The organism is Methyloligella halotolerans, from assembly GCF_001708935.1.
Lineage (GTDB): Bacteria > Pseudomonadota > Alphaproteobacteria > Rhizobiales > Methyloligellaceae > Methyloligella > Methyloligella halotolerans.
Genome location: NZ_MASI01000004.1, coordinates 70175 through 84996, shown reverse-complemented (window position 1 = coordinate 84996; position 14822 = coordinate 70175). Strand labels below are relative to the sequence as shown.

17 protein-coding genes are annotated in these 14822 nt (G+C 59.9%); 11 read left to right on the top strand and 6 right to left on the bottom strand.

Annotation, left to right across the window (positions count from 1 at the left end; genetic code table 11):
- The first annotated feature begins 30 nt into the window (after window positions 1-30).
- The 4 genes from A7A08_RS08870 (at window position 31) to A7A08_RS08855 (ending at window position 1859) form a co-directional block, all read left to right on the top strand.
- A complete protein-coding gene (locus A7A08_RS08870) occupies window positions 31-432 on the top strand; it encodes a DUF2147 domain-containing protein (RefSeq protein WP_069095145.1) in 402 nt (133 codons plus the stop codon).
- 303 nt (window positions 433-735) lie between these two features.
- On the top strand, window positions 736-1059 hold the full coding sequence (locus tag A7A08_RS08865) for a lipid-A-disaccharide synthase N-terminal domain-containing protein (protein ID WP_069095144.1): 324 nt from the start codon (window positions 736-738) through the stop codon (window positions 1057-1059).
- Between the two features lie 73 nt (window positions 1060-1132).
- Window positions 1133-1357 carry a hypothetical protein gene (locus A7A08_RS08860; RefSeq protein ID WP_069095143.1) on the top strand — a complete coding sequence of 75 codons (225 nt, stop codon included), beginning with the start codon at window positions 1133-1135 and terminating at the stop codon, window positions 1355-1357.
- 154 nt (window positions 1358-1511) lie between these two features.
- Window positions 1512-1859, top strand: a complete 348-nt coding sequence (locus A7A08_RS08855; protein ID WP_069095142.1) for a cupin domain-containing protein — start codon at window positions 1512-1514, stop codon at window positions 1857-1859.
- Window positions 1860-1909: 50 nt separating this feature from the next.
- On the opposite strand, the gene A7A08_RS08850 is transcribed toward A7A08_RS08855, so the two are convergent.
- The 3 genes from A7A08_RS08850 to A7A08_RS08840 are packed head-to-tail and all read right to left on the bottom strand — an operon-like array spanning window position 1910 to window position 4001.
- A complete protein-coding gene (locus A7A08_RS08850; protein WP_245290870.1) occupies window positions 1910-2785 on the bottom strand; it encodes a sensor histidine kinase in 876 nt (291 codons plus the stop codon).
- The gene (locus A7A08_RS15960; RefSeq protein ID WP_069095140.1) at window positions 2767-3303 is read right to left on the bottom strand and encodes a hypothetical protein; all 537 of its coding nucleotides are present in this window, start codon (window positions 3301-3303) and stop codon (window positions 2767-2769) included. Before A7A08_RS15960 ends, A7A08_RS08850 begins: the two co-directional genes overlap by 19 nt.
- A gap of 20 nt (window positions 3304-3323) precedes the next feature.
- Window positions 3324-4001: a response regulator transcription factor gene (locus A7A08_RS08840; protein WP_069095139.1), complete on the bottom strand. Its 678-nt coding sequence runs from the start codon at window positions 3999-4001 to the stop codon at window positions 3324-3326.
- 86 nt (window positions 4002-4087) lie between these two features.
- Here A7A08_RS08840 and A7A08_RS08835 point away from each other — a divergent pair, with 86 nt between their 5' ends.
- The 4 genes from A7A08_RS08835 (at window position 4088) to A7A08_RS08820 (ending at window position 9852) form a co-directional block, all read left to right on the top strand.
- Window positions 4088-4840, top strand: coding sequence for a phosphatase PAP2 family protein (locus tag A7A08_RS08835; protein WP_069095138.1), 753 nt, complete (start codon window positions 4088-4090; stop codon window positions 4838-4840).
- A 525-nt stretch (window positions 4841-5365) separates the two neighbouring features.
- Window positions 5366-6892, top strand: a complete 1527-nt coding sequence (locus tag A7A08_RS08830) for a DNA primase family protein (RefSeq protein WP_069095137.1) — start codon at window positions 5366-5368, stop codon at window positions 6890-6892.
- A gap of 420 nt (window positions 6893-7312) precedes the next feature.
- On the top strand, window positions 7313-7927 hold the full coding sequence (locus A7A08_RS08825; protein ID WP_069095136.1) for a hypothetical protein: 615 nt from the start codon (window positions 7313-7315) through the stop codon (window positions 7925-7927).
- On the top strand, window positions 7924-9852 hold the full coding sequence (locus tag A7A08_RS08820; protein WP_069095135.1) for a phage terminase large subunit family protein: 1929 nt from the start codon (window positions 7924-7926) through the stop codon (window positions 9850-9852). The genes A7A08_RS08825 and A7A08_RS08820 overlap by 4 nt, the downstream gene beginning before the upstream one ends.
- 68 nt (window positions 9853-9920) lie before the next feature.
- On the opposite strand, the gene A7A08_RS08815 is transcribed toward A7A08_RS08820, so the two are convergent.
- A complete protein-coding gene (locus tag A7A08_RS08815) occupies window positions 9921-10445 on the bottom strand; it encodes a hypothetical protein (RefSeq protein ID WP_069095134.1) in 525 nt (174 codons plus the stop codon).
- 464 nt (window positions 10446-10909) lie between these two features.
- Between A7A08_RS08815 and A7A08_RS08810 the strand changes: the two genes are divergently transcribed.
- Complete coding sequence (locus tag A7A08_RS08810) at window positions 10910-11347, top strand: hypothetical protein (protein ID WP_069095133.1); 438 nt, start codon at window positions 10910-10912, stop codon at window positions 11345-11347.
- A 216-nt stretch (window positions 11348-11563) separates the two neighbouring features.
- Here A7A08_RS08810 and A7A08_RS08805 read toward each other — a convergent pair whose 3' ends face one another.
- Together A7A08_RS08805 and A7A08_RS08800 are read right to left on the bottom strand one after the other, a co-directional pair.
- On the bottom strand, window positions 11564-12097 hold the full coding sequence (locus A7A08_RS08805) for a type II toxin-antitoxin system HicB family antitoxin (RefSeq protein ID WP_069095132.1): 534 nt from the start codon (window positions 12095-12097) through the stop codon (window positions 11564-11566).
- A complete protein-coding gene (locus tag A7A08_RS08800; RefSeq protein ID WP_069095131.1) occupies window positions 12097-12771 on the bottom strand; it encodes a hypothetical protein in 675 nt (224 codons plus the stop codon). Before A7A08_RS08800 ends, A7A08_RS08805 begins: the two co-directional genes overlap by 1 nt.
- Before the next feature lie 119 nt (window positions 12772-12890).
- On the opposite strand from A7A08_RS08800, the gene A7A08_RS08795 reads away from it, so the two are divergent.
- Together A7A08_RS08795 and A7A08_RS08790 are read left to right on the top strand one after the other, a co-directional pair.
- Entirely contained in the window at window positions 12891-13343 is a 453-nt protein-coding gene (locus A7A08_RS08795; RefSeq protein WP_069095130.1) for a hypothetical protein, read from the top strand.
- Window positions 13343-14791 carry a phage portal protein gene (locus A7A08_RS08790; RefSeq protein ID WP_069095129.1) on the top strand — a complete coding sequence of 483 codons (1449 nt, stop codon included), beginning with the start codon at window positions 13343-13345 and terminating at the stop codon, window positions 14789-14791. The genes A7A08_RS08795 and A7A08_RS08790 overlap by 1 nt, the downstream gene beginning before the upstream one ends.
- Window positions 14792-14822: the final 31 nt, after the last annotated feature.

Sequence of the window (14822 nt, the reverse complement as noted above, 5' to 3'; positions counted from 1 at the left end):
AGAACGGAATAGGCCGTCGAGGAGGGAATCATGCGTTCGCCACGGCAGATTGGTTTGGTTACGGCTGTATGGCTCTTCACTTTCGTACTCTTCGCTTTCGGACCTGCGATCGCTCAAAGCGGGCCGGATGTCTCGGGCACGTGGATACGGGGTGACGGAAACGCGCATGTCCGCATCGCAGAATGCGGAGAATCGCTTTGTGCGACGAACGTCTGGATAGGCGATACCAGTAAGGGCGAAGAGGTGGGCGACAAGCTCATCATGACCCTCCAACCGAAGTCCGACACGACGCTTGCCGGTCAAGCTTACGACCCGAAGCGCGGACTGACGTTCTCGATGACAATCAAAACGGTCAGCAGCGGTTTGACCACGCGCGGTTGTGTCGTCGGAGGCATTATCTGCAAAAGCGCAAGCTGGTCTCCCGCTCGATAGCAGCTAGGCTCATCGGAGCTGCTCAATCAGCCGGGCGTCAGAGAGTCGTCTGATCAACATTTCCGCAGCGTTTAACTGTCAGGGCTCTTTGTCAGCTTCCTGTCAGTTTCATCTTTCATGGGGCCGGCGACACGCCTGGGGGTCCGGCCTTCGGGCTCTACGCCCTCGTCGGCTTCAGCCGGCTGCGGTAGCGGACCCTCATTCGGCCAGTCGTGGAGGAGGTGTCCTGGGCCGCCGGCATGGATGCCCTCGGGGGGGGGGGGAGGTGAGCTCGGATGAAAGCCGACGGCTGAAGGGGGAAGCATGATAGGCGCTCTGGTTCAGTGGTGGGATGCGACGCCCACCGTCGAGCTCGTTTGGCTGGCGACCGGCCTTGTCGCGCAGCTTCTGTTCTCCATGCGCTTCCTGGTGCAGTGGATCGCCACGGAACGGGCCCGGGCCAGCATTATTCCAGAGACCTTTTGGTATTTCAGCTTCGCGGGCGGGGTGCTGCTCTTCGCCTATGCGATCTATCGCATGGACCCGGTTTTCATTCTTGGGCAAGCGACCGGTCTCGTCATCTACTCGCGCAACATCTATTTCATTTGGCTCGGAAAACGAGTGCCTGGCACGGCCAAAGCCACCTGAACCGTCGAAGCGCCCTGGCTCGACGGGCGCGGCTTATAGCGGCCGAAATCAAGGAAGCGGAGATAGCTTAGAAATGACCTCAAACATCATCGACCAAGTCGCCTTGGCACTTTTCGCCAGTGATGGGATGAAGTTCGCATCCGCCGAAATCGACCTTAAACAGTCTTGGGACATGAGCCCGGAGCGCCACGTGGTTTACCGGGAACGGGCGCTCGTTTTTCTAAAGGTCTTGGGTGAACAGATGTCGGGCCTGGCCGACACTGAGATCGCACAACTTGCAGAGCGAGAAAGGCAATGACCCAGGCTCTCGACGACATGTTCCCTGTGGAGGTGGAGATTGGCAGTAGCAAGTGCGCTAACGCCACTGCCAGGTTCGCCATCATCATCGCGGAGGGAGACAGGTCTCAAGATGGATGACCCTATGACTGCACCGACACCCAGAAAGGAAACAGATGAAAGTGCTCAGATATGAACCGGCCGATGCCATGTTCGAACGCTCGCCCGGACAGGATGCCGACATCTTTGCCGCGAACCTAGTGGATCAACGGCAAGGGGGTCCGATCACCATCGGGTACGGTCGGTACGGCCCCGACCAGGTCCTGAAGACAGATATCGTCGTCGATGACGTTATGGTGGTCTTGGAGGGAAGGGTTTCGGTTGAGTCCGACGGCGAGACTCTGACCGCGGGCCCGGGCGAGATCATCTACATGCCGAAGGGCACCACCGTCATTATTCGCTCCCACGAAGACGGCGCGCTAACCAGCTACGTTACGTATCCTCACTGGTCCGAAGCGGAATAGCAGATTGCGGAACAACCACGTTTTTTCGGTCTCGGCCTGCAAAGTGACTCTCATGCCTTGGGGCGTTCCAAGAACTCCGCTTGATTTAAGGAGGATCGGTCCAACCTGAAAGTCAGTCGAAATGCTGCGCCGCCAGCTGCGGGTTCGGCGGTGAATGTCCCACCCATGCGCCGCATGGCGGTTTCACAGATCGAGAGTCCCAGTCCGCTTCCGGAACGAGCATCCTCATTCCCCCGAACAAATCGTGTGAAGTTCGAACGGGGAAACCCGCGCGGCAACCCCGGCCCCGTATCGGTGAATAGAAGCGTTCCATCGTTCGAGATGGAGACCCTTGCGGTGCTGCCGGCTGGCGTGTGTCTGCGGACATTCTCCAAGAGGTTTCGCAGGACGAGGGTGATCAGTGTCGGGTCACCGATTATCCGCACCGGTGAGTCCAGGCCGTCCGCCTCCAGAGACCATCCGGCAGATACGAGCCGCGGCGCTGCCTCCTCCAGAATTGAAGCAACTGTCTCGCCAAGGTGGAGCGACTGAAGAGTGAAGACCGTACTGCCATCCAACCGAGCGACTTGCAGCAGCTGCTCGATGAGACGGGCCATTGAATCGACGTCTCGCATGGCCGCATCCCGGTCCGGATCAGGTGGAAGGCCTTCCAGACGCAGCCTGAGGTCGGCAAGCGGCGTCCTCAGCTCATGGGCGGCATGGATGGAGAAATCGCGTTGAGCAACGGCGCCGGCCCTTATGCTGTCCAAGGACTGGTTGACGGCAGCAATCAGCGGCTGAACCTCCGCAGGTGCCGATGAGCCGTCGAGCCGTTCATGGTCCAAGTTGTCGAAGGTGATGCGTTCGGCCTGCGCAGCCACGCGCCGAAGTCCCAGCAGACTGAAACGAACGATGCTCACAGCGGTGATCACCATGACAACAAGCATCGCCAAGGCGCCCACCCCAGCTCTTCGAGAGATTGGGCAAAGAACGTGTTGGTCAAAGCGGCGACATCCGAACGCGATCGAGCCAGCCGGAGCCATACCCCAAACTCCGGAACGTAAAGTTCGGCGATCAGGACCACTCCGGTGCCGTCGAGCGTCGGTCCGGTTGAAAGAACAGGTTCTTTGGCGGCTGGTCCGGGGCGTCCGGCTGGTGCGTTGACGTCGGACCGATCCAGTACCGTCCCGGAGGCATCCGTGACGGTGTAGCCGTAGACCGGCTGATCGCCGGACAGGAGGCCGGTGTAAGGCGGGTCAATGTCCGATGATGTCTCGGCCGGGCGGTCGAACACGACCCTGCCGTCAGAGTTGCGACGGAGCGATCCCGCCCAATCCTTGACCTGGGAAGAGAGCCCGCGTTCCTCGATCGCGAATTGGCCGCCCGTAAACTCCATGGACAGGATCATGCCGGCACCGACCAGGGTGAGCGCGGAGATCACGGTCACGATGATCGCGAGCCTCACATCGAGTCGATAGGCCCTCCTCATGATTGGGTCATGCAGAGGATGTAGCCCAGGCCTCGCAATGCCTTGACCTCGACTGTGGCCCCCGCCTCCGAGAGCTTCTTGCGAAGCCTATGAACCAGCGTCTCGATCGCGTTGTCCGACCAGTCCTCGTGCAGCGGATAGAGATGCTCCCCCAGCATCCGCTTCGGCGTTATGCGGTCGCCTGCACGGATCAGCTTGTCGAGAGCCGCATGTTCCTGAGCCGTCAGCTTTACGTCTCGGTCGGCCACTTTCAGACTCATGCTTTGAGGATCGTAGAGAAGATTTCCTATACGGAACTCGGTCGCTGCGATGTCCTCGCGGCGCCGTCGCAGCGCCCTCAACCGGGCTAGCAGCTCTTCAGTCGCAAACGGCTTGACGAGATAGTCGTCAGCCCCCGCATCCAATCCAGCCACACGGTCCCCGATCTCATCCCGCGCGGTGAGCATCAATGTCGGCGTCCGCAGACCGGCGGCACGGGCAGATCTGACGAGCTCCCGCCCATCGCCATCGTCGAGCATGACGTCCACGATGCAGAGGTCGTAGGCCGCCATTTTCCACGCCGCCTCGGCATCCGCGACGGTCGCGAAAACATCGACCGCATGACCGGCCTCGGTGAGGCGACGGCCCAGGGCCTCTGACAGCAAGCGATCGTTTTCGACGACTAAAATCCGCATTACGCAGATGGGTCCACATGAAGCTGACACCCCGCTGACGGGGCCGCAAGTTTTCTGCAAGCTAGCGCGCGCATCCCGACGGGGTCATGAGCGCGACCCTATCCAATCCCGATCTGGCTGACGCGAAATCGGACGTTCTGATTACCGCGTTCTTAGCTGCAATTTTGGCAACCAGCGTGTTCTTCTGGGCCTTTCCGGAAGTCGATCTGATTGTCAGCGGCTGGTTCTACAGCCCTGGTGACGGCTTCGTCCTGTCCGGCAATTCCAACCTGCTGTGGCTCCGTAACAGTTCGATTTGGGTCATGACCGCGGTCGTTCTCGGCATCTTGGCCCGAGTCCTCTGGGATTTCCTCAACGCCGGGTTGACCTGGTCACAGCTGCGGACGCCCATCTGGCTGCTATCCGGGTTGGCACTTGGCCCAGGCCTGCTTGTGAACGGCCTCTTGAAGGAGCAGTGGGGCCGACCCCGCCCAAGCGAGATCGACGTCTTTGGAGGGGACGCCGTCCACCAGATGGTCTGGGCCATCAGCGACTGGTGCGATGGAAACTGTTCGTTTGTCAGTGGAGAGGCTTCCTCGGCAGCTTGGCTCGTCGCTGTGGCCCTTGTTGCGCCGCAGCCAATAAGGCTGGCCGCAACAGCAACGACCATTCTCTACGCCGGCTCGTTATCGGTGAGCCGGATCGCTTTTGGGGGACATTTCCTTTCGGACGTCGTCCTCGCCTGGCTGATCTGCGGGCTCACCTTCGCAGCGCTTTACCGGCTTATCCCAGACTCGCACACCTGCCGGTATCCGCGTTCGTGCGTCTCGACTCAGCGCCACCCTCGGCTGGGAGACTGACAGGCTGCTGCACCGTCATGATATCGCGCCTGAGGGACTTCACATTTTTCGAGCAGGTGGTGCTTTCGCACCAAACACCATTGTCGAAGCGAGTGGGTCACGGAACGCAGAAAAAGCGTGAGAAAACATCGGCTGAAAAAAGGGGTGGTGCCCAGGGGCGGATTTGAACCACCGACACGCGGATTTTCAGTCAAAGCTTTTGTAAGCAAATTCAAACCGGTAAAGCGAGCGCCCCTGTCAAACCGCGTTCGGAACTTCAATGGCTTACGCTAGCTTTGTCAAACCTCATGGTACCGCTCAGCGGAGCTCCGGCGACGACTAGCGAGAATGTTCAGGTGGAGGCTCAGTGACACCTTCACCTCAAGCGCTGGAGCGTATCCGCTCCATCATCGCCACCGCACCGGTGGCCAACCAGGCGGCGCTCGACGCCTTCATGAGCCAACAGCAGCCGCCGTCCAGCGCGGCGCGGGAGGCGTCTTCGACATCCTCCCAAACGGGAGGGTCGCGCCGGAAAGCAGGCGGAAAGTGGAGCGAGCTGGACCGCGAGCTGGGGCATCTGCCGCTGACCGACCTCGCAACGCGGAGCGCTTCGTCGCCCGCTTCGGCCACGAGTTCAAATGGACGGAGGGCGAAGGATGGCTCTACTGGGACGGCAAGCGCTGGAGCCGCGACGCGGCGAACGGCAAGCTGCTGAAGGCCAGCCACGTTACCATGCGTGCGATCCAGAATGAGGCCGACGCCGTCCGCGCCTCCGGCGATGACTTCATCGTAAAAGAGCCGAAGAGCGGTCCGGCCGTGTTCTGGTCGGATGTCATCGCTAAGTGGGGGCGGGATTCGGAGAGCAATTCCCGAATGTCGAAGCTGCGCGAGCACGCCGCGCCCGACTGCGAAGTGGATGTCCAGGCTCTCGATGCAGACCCTTACAAGATCAACGTTCTGAACGGCACGCTGGTGCTGAACAAGGATACGGACGGGGAGTACATCAAGCTGCGGCCGCACGACCCGGCCGACCTGATCACTCATCTGGCGCCGGTCGAATACGACCCCTTGGCCGCCTGTCCAGCATACGACCGCTTCCTGGAGCGTGTAATGCCCAAGGAGGAGAACAGGCGATTCCTGCACCAGTGGGGCGGGCTCTCGCTCACCGGCGACGTCTCTGAGCAGATCCTGGCGTTCTTCTACGGCACCGGCAAAAACGGCAAGTCGACCTTGCTGAACGCTTGGGCGCGCGTGATGGGCGATTATGGGAAGTCGATCGACATCTCCACGTTCCTGAACGAAAGCCGGACCCGCGCCGGCGGGCAGCCGACGCCAGACCTGGCGCGGCTCACCGGTGTGCGCTTTCTGCGGACATCGGAGCCCGAGAAGGGCGCGAAGCTGGCGGAGGGGCTGGTGAAGCTGGCCACGGGCGGCGAGCCCATGCTGGTGCGCCACCTCAATCAGCCCTTCTTCGAGTTCCTCCCCCAATTCAAGCTCACGATCTCGGGCAACTATAAGCCGGTGATCCAGGGCGCGGACGAAGGCATCTGGCGCCGCGTGCGGTTGATCCCGTGGCTGGTTCAGATCCCGGAAGCGGAGCGCGATAAGCATCTCGGCGTGAAGCTGGAGCGGGAAACCCAGGGCATCTTCAATCGCTTGCTCGACGGCTTGCGCGATTGGGCAGACGAGGGGCTCGTGGAGCCCGAGGAGGTCACCGAGGCCACGAGAGCTTACCGGGAGGAAAGCGATCCACTTGGTCGCTTCCTGTCGGCTTGTGTGGACCCCTCTCCCGGCGAGCGGGTGCAGTCCTCGGTGATGTTCGAGACGTTCAAAGCCTGGGGCAAGGTAAATGACGGGCCGGAATGGTCCAACAAGGGCTTCTCCGCCGCCATGAGCGATCGCGGCTTCGCGAAGAAGCAATCGGACGTCATCTGGTGGCTGAATGTGCGGCTCAAGAGGCGTGCTGACGACTTCGTCGACATTCACGGCAACCCCCGCCCGGCATCCGTCATCGACGAAATCGTTGGCGATGATCCCGCTGGTCGCCGGATTGATCTTCCCATCCTCCCATAATCGGGAGGATGGGCTAAGGCGTAACGCGTTGATTTCTAACGGAATGGGAGGGTTCGGGTAACACGGGAGGGTTTTGCGAATTACCCCACACGCGCATGCGCGCGCATGTATCGCGCGTAACACGCATGCACATGCGCATGCGCATACGCGTAAACCTGTAATAACCCTCCCATTCCTCCCACCCTCCCATATGCAAAGGAACAACTCATTGAATATAAAAAGAAAAGGCGGCCTCGAAGGGGCTCGGCTGGGGCACCCAACCCTCCCTCAACCCTCCCTCGCCCTCCCAATGCATGGGTCCTTCCCACGCCAGGGCCGACGCGGGGCACAGCACCCCAGAAACCCGCCAGAAAAGTGAGATTCTGAAAGGCTGAAGTTCAGTTGATTGGCTGAAGTCGAATGAAATTTGGAGTTTGATCGGTGGAGAAAACGATCATTACCAAAGGGGAATATGCGCGGCTGAAGGGGCGCGCCCCTTCCTGCGTCTCCAACTGGATTGCCGAAGGCAAGATCACTCCGGCCGCCCTCGCTGGAACGGGCACCCGAGCCAAGATCTGGGTCGAGCGGGCCGATGCAGATTTGGAAGAGCGTCTGGATCCGGCCCAACAGATTGCTCAGGAGCGGACGGCTTTTGCGGCGCAACCTATCTCCTCCAACGATGCGTCGTCGAAAGCATCAGGCGCCGACGGCGACTTCGTTCGAGCGGAGCGGAAGGCGCGAGCTGCTAAGGCTGTCAACGAAGCCCGCTTCGCGCAGCTCAAGGCCGAAAAAGAATCGGGCCGATGGATCGAGACCGAAATGGCGCAGCGGGCGTGGCGACAGGAGCTATCTCAGCTGATCGACGAATTCGAGACCTTCCTGACCAGCACGCTCGCTCGGACGCTCGCCGAAGCGCACGATCTCGATGCCAAAGCGCTGTCGATCGAGATTCGTGACCTTTATCATGCTCACCGTCGGAAAGCAGCCGCGCGCGCTAAAGAAGAGCTATCGACGGAAGCGGAACTGCCGGCACCTGCAGGAAGCGAAGCGGCATGAGCTTTCTCGCAGAGCCTCGGCATAGCGTCCTCGAAGTTCTCGCGGATGTCTTACCGCCCCCTCCCCCACCTGATTTTAGCGCCTGGGCCGAGGAGAACGTGACGTTCGGGTCGGATAGTCCGCGGCCGGGTCCTTATCGCCGGGAGACCTTCCCGTATTTTGCCCGGATCCTTGACTGCCTATCCCCGGAGCATCCCTCGCGTGTGGTCACCCTTATGGGAAGTGCCCAGATCGGCAAAACGACTCTCGCCCAGGTTTTTATCGGCGCCACCATGGACCTCGCGCCATGCGACATGTTCGTGGTGCACCCGACGAAGGATAACGCTGAACGGTGGGCGAAGGGAAAGTGGAGTCGCTGGCGGCAACAGTCCAAAGCGCTGAAGCGGATTTTCGGCGAGGTCAAGAGTAGGGATTCCCACGACACCCTTCTCTTTCAGCAGCCGCGTACGGGTCGCGGTAGTCTGCAAATTTCCGGCGCGAATTCTCCGTCATCATTGTCGCAGATCACCACGCCGCGAATCGTGGAGGACGACCTTTCGAAATGGGAGCCAAACAGTGCCGGCGATCCAGAGCGGCAGGCGGACAGTCGGGCGAGCGCGTTCGAGTGGGCGAAAATTCTGAAACTTTCGACGCCGCTCTATGCTGACACCTGCCGCATCACGCGGGCTTTCAAATCCGGCACGCAGGAGCGCTGGCACGTGCCCTGCCCTCACTGCGGTCATTTCCAGCCGCTGACCTGGGAGAATTTTCTTTCCAACCTCGATCCTGACAAACCAGAGGAAGCCTGCTTCAGCTGCGTGGCCTGCGGCTCCGAAATCGAGCATCGTCACAAGGCCGCTATCATCGCCGGCGGAAAATGGGTTGCAGAGAATCCTTCAGCGAGGGAACCATCGTTTCACGTCTGGCGAGCGTATTCGCCGACGCGTGATTGGGCGTCGATCGCGCACCAGTGGCTCGAAGCGGAAGGGAGCCACCTCTCGGAGCAAGTCTTCTTCAACGACGTGCTCGGCCTCGCGTATGAGCGGGCGAGCGAGGCTCCGCCCTGGGAGATGATCCGCGAGCGTGCCGAAGACGATGGGCATGACCGCGGAACCATCCCGCCAGGCGGGTTGGTGCTAACCGCTGGCTGCGATTGCCAGGGCGACCGCGTTGAGGTCCACGTCAAAGCGTTCGGTCCCGAGATGCGCCGCTGGACGGTGGATTACCTCATCATTCCGTTCCCGATCTGGGAGGGCGATTGTCGCCGGCAACTAGACGGCCTGCTAAAGGCAAATTGGCCCGACGCCTTCGGCAATCAACGATCGCTCGACATGCTCGCGATCGACGGCGGTGCCTATAATCGAACCGTGCACGATTGGGCCAAGCAGCATTCCTGGCGAAAGGTGATCGTTGTTCGTGGGGCGAAGTCGGACCAAGCGCCGCCGTTGACGGTCACCCAGACTGAGCGACGCCCCGATGGCAAAGCGCATCGAGCTAGTAGGCGTGCCTACAATGTCGGCGTGAGCAGTCTGAAGGTCGCACTCTACGAACAACTGAAAAAGAGTGATCCGCTTTCGCGTGGCTTCTGCGGCTATCCGAAAGGCCTTTCGCAGGAATTCTACACGCAGCTCACCTCAGAAATTCGCGTGACCGAGCGAGACCAGCGAGGGTATCCTCGCTCGATCTGGAAGCTGCCGCGCGGGCTCCGCAACGAGGTTCTCGACACGGAGATATATGCTGAAGCGGCAGCGATCCGATGCGGCTGGTACAGCATGACTGCGCAGCAATGGGACCAACTGAGAGCCGAGCGTGAAAAGCCGAATGAAGATCCCCAAGGTGAAATGTTCGATCCCGACCTAAGCCGAGCTGGTGCGGCGCATGCCTCCGCTCCGAAGGAGAACGTGTCTCCGTCCAATGTCGTCAAGTCGAAGTGGATGAACCGATAGCCTGATCCTGTGGACTTCGCTCTCATGGCCCCATTAACGACTCTGGCTAGCTGCTCGACAGTGTTCCCTCACCAAGAGTTCTCTTCCATCAGACGCTGCCACACCCCGAAGGCGCGATCGATGCTGACATCAACGTGCACGTACCGGTCATCGATCTTCACCCACACCTCAGTGATACTCTCACCGATGGCAGCTTCCCCGATCGCCACGGTGCCAAGAGCACCTCTGCTACGAGTTTCAGTATTGGCGGCGCCGTAAAGATTTGTGCGACCTCGCCCAGGCTCCAGGACCATGTGCTTCGAGGCATTGGCGACGTCTGTTATTACTGAAAACTGATCGTCGATCTGCTCCAGAGCGGCCTGCAACGCAGCCTTCGAAGTAAATGGATTCATAGATCTCCCGGCATCCGACCATGGGCGGCCGCGATGCTTCCTGTAGACCCAATCTCGCAAGCTGAGCAGAGAGGTGCAGGCGTGATAGGCCCGCCGGAGATCAGGACCCATCCGGAAGTCGCGAACGTCAGGGATCACGACGAAATCGAAAAACTCTTGGGGCGTTTCGATTCTGGTTGGAGGCATGGCCTTCACACCCATCTTCGCCCATCCGGGCGATGGCTTCAGCTTGCGGGAGAATCACAAATCAGATTTGATGGTCCTTGAGTGTAGCAACTCGGACCAGAGAAGGCAGAGCGGCCATGTTGGCGCATGGCGCTTGCCGTGGAGCCCCATTGAGAAAGGGCTCTCAGACGACGGCTTGGCGGCCGTCCGTCATCCGACACCCTATGTCGGGAGGCGGGCGCCATACAAGACCCGAAAGGGGAAAACGTCCGACCTGTCTCTCTGGCAGGTTGCTACCCTCCCGGCGCCAGGCGGTGCCTGGCATGGCTGTAGCAAGCCAAACCAGAGAGGCCTTAATGAGCAAAATTGACAGTCGAACACCTTCCGCCGGCGGAGCGAGAGGAAGCATCTCGCGTCGCTCGTTGCTGAGCGCACTAGCATGTCTTGTACCGACAGCCGCTGCGGCTGCCGGAAGTTTCAGTAACTCGGAGGAAACCACGATGAACGCGATCACCAAGATTGATCTGGCCGGCGCTCTTGAAGTCTCGACCCGGGACCGGGAACTGTTGGCATTGTTTGCGCGGTATCAAATCGCCAGCGTCGATCATCACAACGCACTCTTTCGGTCCTGGTCAGACCCGACCCGAGATCGGTGGATGAGGGTGACATGGAAGCGCATGGAGCGACTGCGTTCGCTTCTTCTCGCAACTGAGGCCACGAGCGTGATCGGCATCGCGGTCAAACTCGCGATTTGCGCCCCATCCATTATCCAAGAGGATTGTGGAAGCAGGCAGTTGGACCACATGAACGAGCCAGTACGTCGTGCGCTTCAGGACGCCCTGCGACTCTCGGGACTGACGCTTAGCCAAGTAGAACCACATGCACATTCGCGGCGTGCTTCTGATCCTTTGCTGCCGCGCCGACTCGAAGCCGCGTAGACTGTTGCATTGCCGAGGTGGCGATATCTCGCCACCTCGGTGTCATTATCTCATTCGGGTGCCTTCCCTTTCGGGGCCACGTTCACCGCCAAGAGCGACTTTAGTTTTTGCTCTCAGTGTAGATTGATAGTGAGTTGCCCGAATTGCGCGCAGCATCGAGGGATCACGAAGTTGGGAAGCGAGTTCACGATATTGGCGATGGGCCGAGAAGCACAGCTAGTCTTCGAGAGGAGTAGCTGGCTCGTTCTCTCGCTGCTTTGCAATCCGACCTAATAGCTCATCTTCAGCATCCTCATCGCCGGCCTGAGCCAAAGCACGTTGGTCGGTGAATGGAGCCAGCCCAATCGAAAACGACCAGCCCAAACGCAAAAGCATCTCGTCGAGCTGCTTCATTCGGCATGACCGTCTCGGGTCAAGAAGCCGACTGATCTCGTCTTCGTCGACGCCCATCTTTTCGGCAAGTTCACAACGGCTGACGCCGGCTCTCTGAATGGCTCGTATGGCGACTGCCTTGACGGCCACAGCACCAGCCACGGGGATCATGACCTCACCTCTCTTAGCCTTGCTCGGCTCGGGTATCGACTCTCCGTCTTTTAGGCGGAACCAAAGGGCTGCTTCGAGGCCGTCCTTGGCGCTCTCAAGCGCCTCTTGATGGCTCGCGCCTCCCCCGTTGGCCTCGGGCATATCCCGAAAGGTCGCAACGTAGTCGCCTTCGTGTCCTTCTACGCGAGCTGGATAGGTGCAGTGCATCAGGATTTCTCATCGCCCGGTGGCGTGTTGAAGTGGGGACGAAACTTGCTCACCACCGAGGTGTGTTCTGCATTCAGCACTGCGTCGGCCTGCGCTTCAATAATCTTCAGCCTGGTCACATAGGCGACACTGTTGCTGATGTTTATATTTCCTAGAGACGCGATCTGCGCGTCAAAGCTTCCACAGTGATCCTCGAGATGGATGAAGGGACCGAGCACTTCAATTGGCGCAACCTGTCGCGCCCACGATAGCTCATCTCCCTTTAGATCCTCAGCAAAGCGATGCATCTCAATTGGTCGTTTGTGCTTGAGGCTGAGCGCCATAATTGCAGCGCGACGCTTTATAGCGCTGGCTGTTCGTCTGAGGATGATTCCTCCACGTCCCTCCGCAGAGGTGAGGATCAAATCATGCCGCTGAAGCTGCGCCAGGGAGAGGTCGCTCTGCCTTCGTAGCTGATTAAGATGCTCTATCAGTAAGGCGCTACCTAACAAGGCGCCAGCGAACGCCGCCCAACCAGCCAACGAACCGAGCCAGTTTCGATAGCAGTCCCTCCAGATGGCTCCATCATCGCACCACCTACCTGGCAGCTCGGGTTCGAACGGAAGCGGCAGGAAGACTAGCAGCAGTAAGGCGAAGCTGGCGGCGAGGGCAATCCTTAGAAGCTTGATGCGCATACGAGCGAGAATCTCCTAAAGCGCATCGCGCGGCAACATGTAGTCCGCACCACATATTTCGCACCATTGACAACTCGTCAGAGGTCTGCAATACCTCTGACATGTTGTCGGAGGATCCTATGGACAAAATTGGAACAGCCAGCTTGTGCCAACACCTCTTCATCTCGCGATCGCGCGTCGAACGCTGGATCAGCGATGAGGTCTTCCAGCCGCTTCACAAGCCGGAAACTGGGAAAGCGAGAAGGTGGGATAAGCACGATGCCGCGCGGCTCGTCTGTCTTCGCCGTCTAATAGATGGTGGGCTGCCTGTTGAAGTAGGTCAGCAGATTAAGCGACTGCGCCTCTACAACGCAGGCCGGGCGTTCCTTCTGCTCCGAGCAATGGACCCGCGCGACTACTCCAAGGACGGACGCTACCAAGTTCTGATCGTCAATCAGAAAGATCTGGTGGACACCCTGTGTCCAGACCGGGCACTCGGCGTTATGAGCACGACCGTTCTGGATCTGGACGAGATCGAGCAAGAAGTGGACGAGGCCTTCGCGCAGGCGCATCAGGGCAACCAGTCCGACTAATGAGCCGCGCCCGAGCCATAGTCAGAACACTCGCCAAAATCGCCGGTATCGATCCGCATCGTGCGGAGATGGCGCGGCGCGAATATCGGCGAGGCTATGACGCGGCCGGCGCTGGCCGGCGCTGGGCCGGGATGCCCGAGTTTCGGGCTCAACTGGCGACGCTCCACTCATCTAGCGCGCTGATTAGAGCACGCGCGAGACCTACGGTCGCGAACAACGCACACGCTACCAAAGGGGTAAGCGGCTGGACCTCGGCGATGGTTGGCGGAGGCATCAAGCCTCAGTCGACGCATCCGGATCCGGCGAAGGCCGAAGAGCTCAATCTGCTTTGGGAGCACTGGACGCCTCAAGCGGACGCTGATGGCGGTCTCGACTTCAATGGCCTTCTTGGCTTGGCAGTCCGGGGGATGGTGATCGACGGCGAGAGTTTCTGCAGCTTCGGCTTCGAGAACGGCCAACTTAAGCTTCGGTTGATCGATCCTGATCAGATCGATTCCTCGCGGGACCAGCAGCTTACTGGCGGGGCCAATATCATCCAGGGCATTGAACTCGATCGCTCCGGTCGACGACTTGCCTACCACCTTTTCCGGGATCGAATTGGCCTTGGTTTCGCTTGGTCACAGGAGAGAGTCCGCCTCCCCGCGAGCGAGGTACTGCACCTTTTCAATCCGATTGTGGCGGGTCAGCTTCGAGGATTGAGCTGGTTCGCCCCTGTCCTCCTCCGACTTGCCGATTTGGACACGGCGCACGATGCGCAGCTCGTGCGGCAGAAGATTGCCGCACTTCTGACTGGGTTCATCATCGACATGGAAGGAACTGGCGGTTCCCTCGCCGAGTCGGTGGCCGACAGCTTCGCGGAAACCAGTCTCGAACCAGGCGAGATGCGGGTCCTAAAGTCCGGGCAAGATGTCCGATTCTCCGAGCCCGCGAAAGTCGGAGCAGAGGTGATCGACTTCCTCAAGATCACCGCCCGGGAAATTGCGGCCGGCCTCGGCCTTCCCTACGAGGTGCTGACAGGAGACCTCTCGGACGTCAACTACTCCAGCATTCGCGCTGGCCTCGTCGAATGGCGCCGGCAGGTGGATGCGCTTCAGCGCAACGTAATCATACACAAGTTCTGCCGCCCGATTTGGCGGCGGTTCATTACGACCGCCATCCTCACCGGACAGATCGACGCGCCAGGGTTTGAGCGAAATCCGGAGCCGTATCTTTCGGCCAATTGGCTCACCCGGCGGTTCGATTGGGTGGACCCGAAAAAGGATGTCGAAGCAGAGATCGCTGCGATCAATGCAGGCCTCATGTCGCGGCGCCAGGCTGTCGCGGGGCGCGGCATCGACATCGAAGATCTCGATCGAGAGATCGCTGCCGATCGCGATCGCGCCAAAGACCTGAAGCTTGCCTTCGGCGGCGAGCCCACGGCCTCCGACAAGGAGGTCGACGATGTCTGATCGCCGGTTCGATTACTTCAACACTGACGAA

What these genes read in the sequence shown, in the direction of transcription:
- A7A08_RS08815 (WP_069095134.1), bottom strand. Translation starts at nt 10,445, where the DNA reads ATGGGTGTGAAGGCCATGCCTCCAACCAGAATCGAAACGCCCCAAGAG.
- A7A08_RS08850 (WP_245290870.1), bottom strand. Translation starts at nt 2,785, where the DNA reads ATGCTTGTTGTCATGGTGATCACCGCTGTGAGCATCGTTCGTTTCAGT.
- A7A08_RS08805 (WP_069095132.1), bottom strand. Translation starts at nt 12,097, where the DNA reads ATGCACTGCACCTATCCAGCTCGCGTAGAAGGACACGAAGGCGACTAC.
- A7A08_RS08835 (WP_069095138.1), top strand. Translation starts at nt 4,088, where the DNA reads ATGAGCGCGACCCTATCCAATCCCGATCTGGCTGACGCGAAATCGGAC.
- A7A08_RS08870 (WP_069095145.1), top strand. Translation starts at nt 31, where the DNA reads ATGCGTTCGCCACGGCAGATTGGTTTGGTTACGGCTGTATGGCTCTTC.
- A7A08_RS08795 (WP_069095130.1), top strand. Translation starts at nt 12,891, where the DNA reads ATGGACAAAATTGGAACAGCCAGCTTGTGCCAACACCTCTTCATCTCG.
- A7A08_RS08790 (WP_069095129.1), top strand. Translation starts at nt 13,343, where the DNA reads ATGAGCCGCGCCCGAGCCATAGTCAGAACACTCGCCAAAATCGCCGGT.
- A7A08_RS08800 (WP_069095131.1), bottom strand. Translation starts at nt 12,771, where the DNA reads ATGCGCATCAAGCTTCTAAGGATTGCCCTCGCCGCCAGCTTCGCCTTA.
- A7A08_RS08810 (WP_069095133.1), top strand. Translation starts at nt 10,910, where the DNA reads ATGAACGCGATCACCAAGATTGATCTGGCCGGCGCTCTTGAAGTCTCG.
- A7A08_RS08865 (WP_069095144.1), top strand. Translation starts at nt 736, where the DNA reads ATGATAGGCGCTCTGGTTCAGTGGTGGGATGCGACGCCCACCGTCGAG.
- A7A08_RS08860 (WP_069095143.1), top strand. Translation starts at nt 1,133, where the DNA reads ATGACCTCAAACATCATCGACCAAGTCGCCTTGGCACTTTTCGCCAGT.
- A7A08_RS08855 (WP_069095142.1), top strand. Translation starts at nt 1,512, where the DNA reads ATGAAAGTGCTCAGATATGAACCGGCCGATGCCATGTTCGAACGCTCG.
- A7A08_RS08840 (WP_069095139.1), bottom strand. Translation starts at nt 4,001, where the DNA reads ATGCGGATTTTAGTCGTCGAAAACGATCGCTTGCTGTCAGAGGCCCTG.
- A7A08_RS08820 (WP_069095135.1), top strand. Translation starts at nt 7,924, where the DNA reads ATGAGCTTTCTCGCAGAGCCTCGGCATAGCGTCCTCGAAGTTCTCGCG.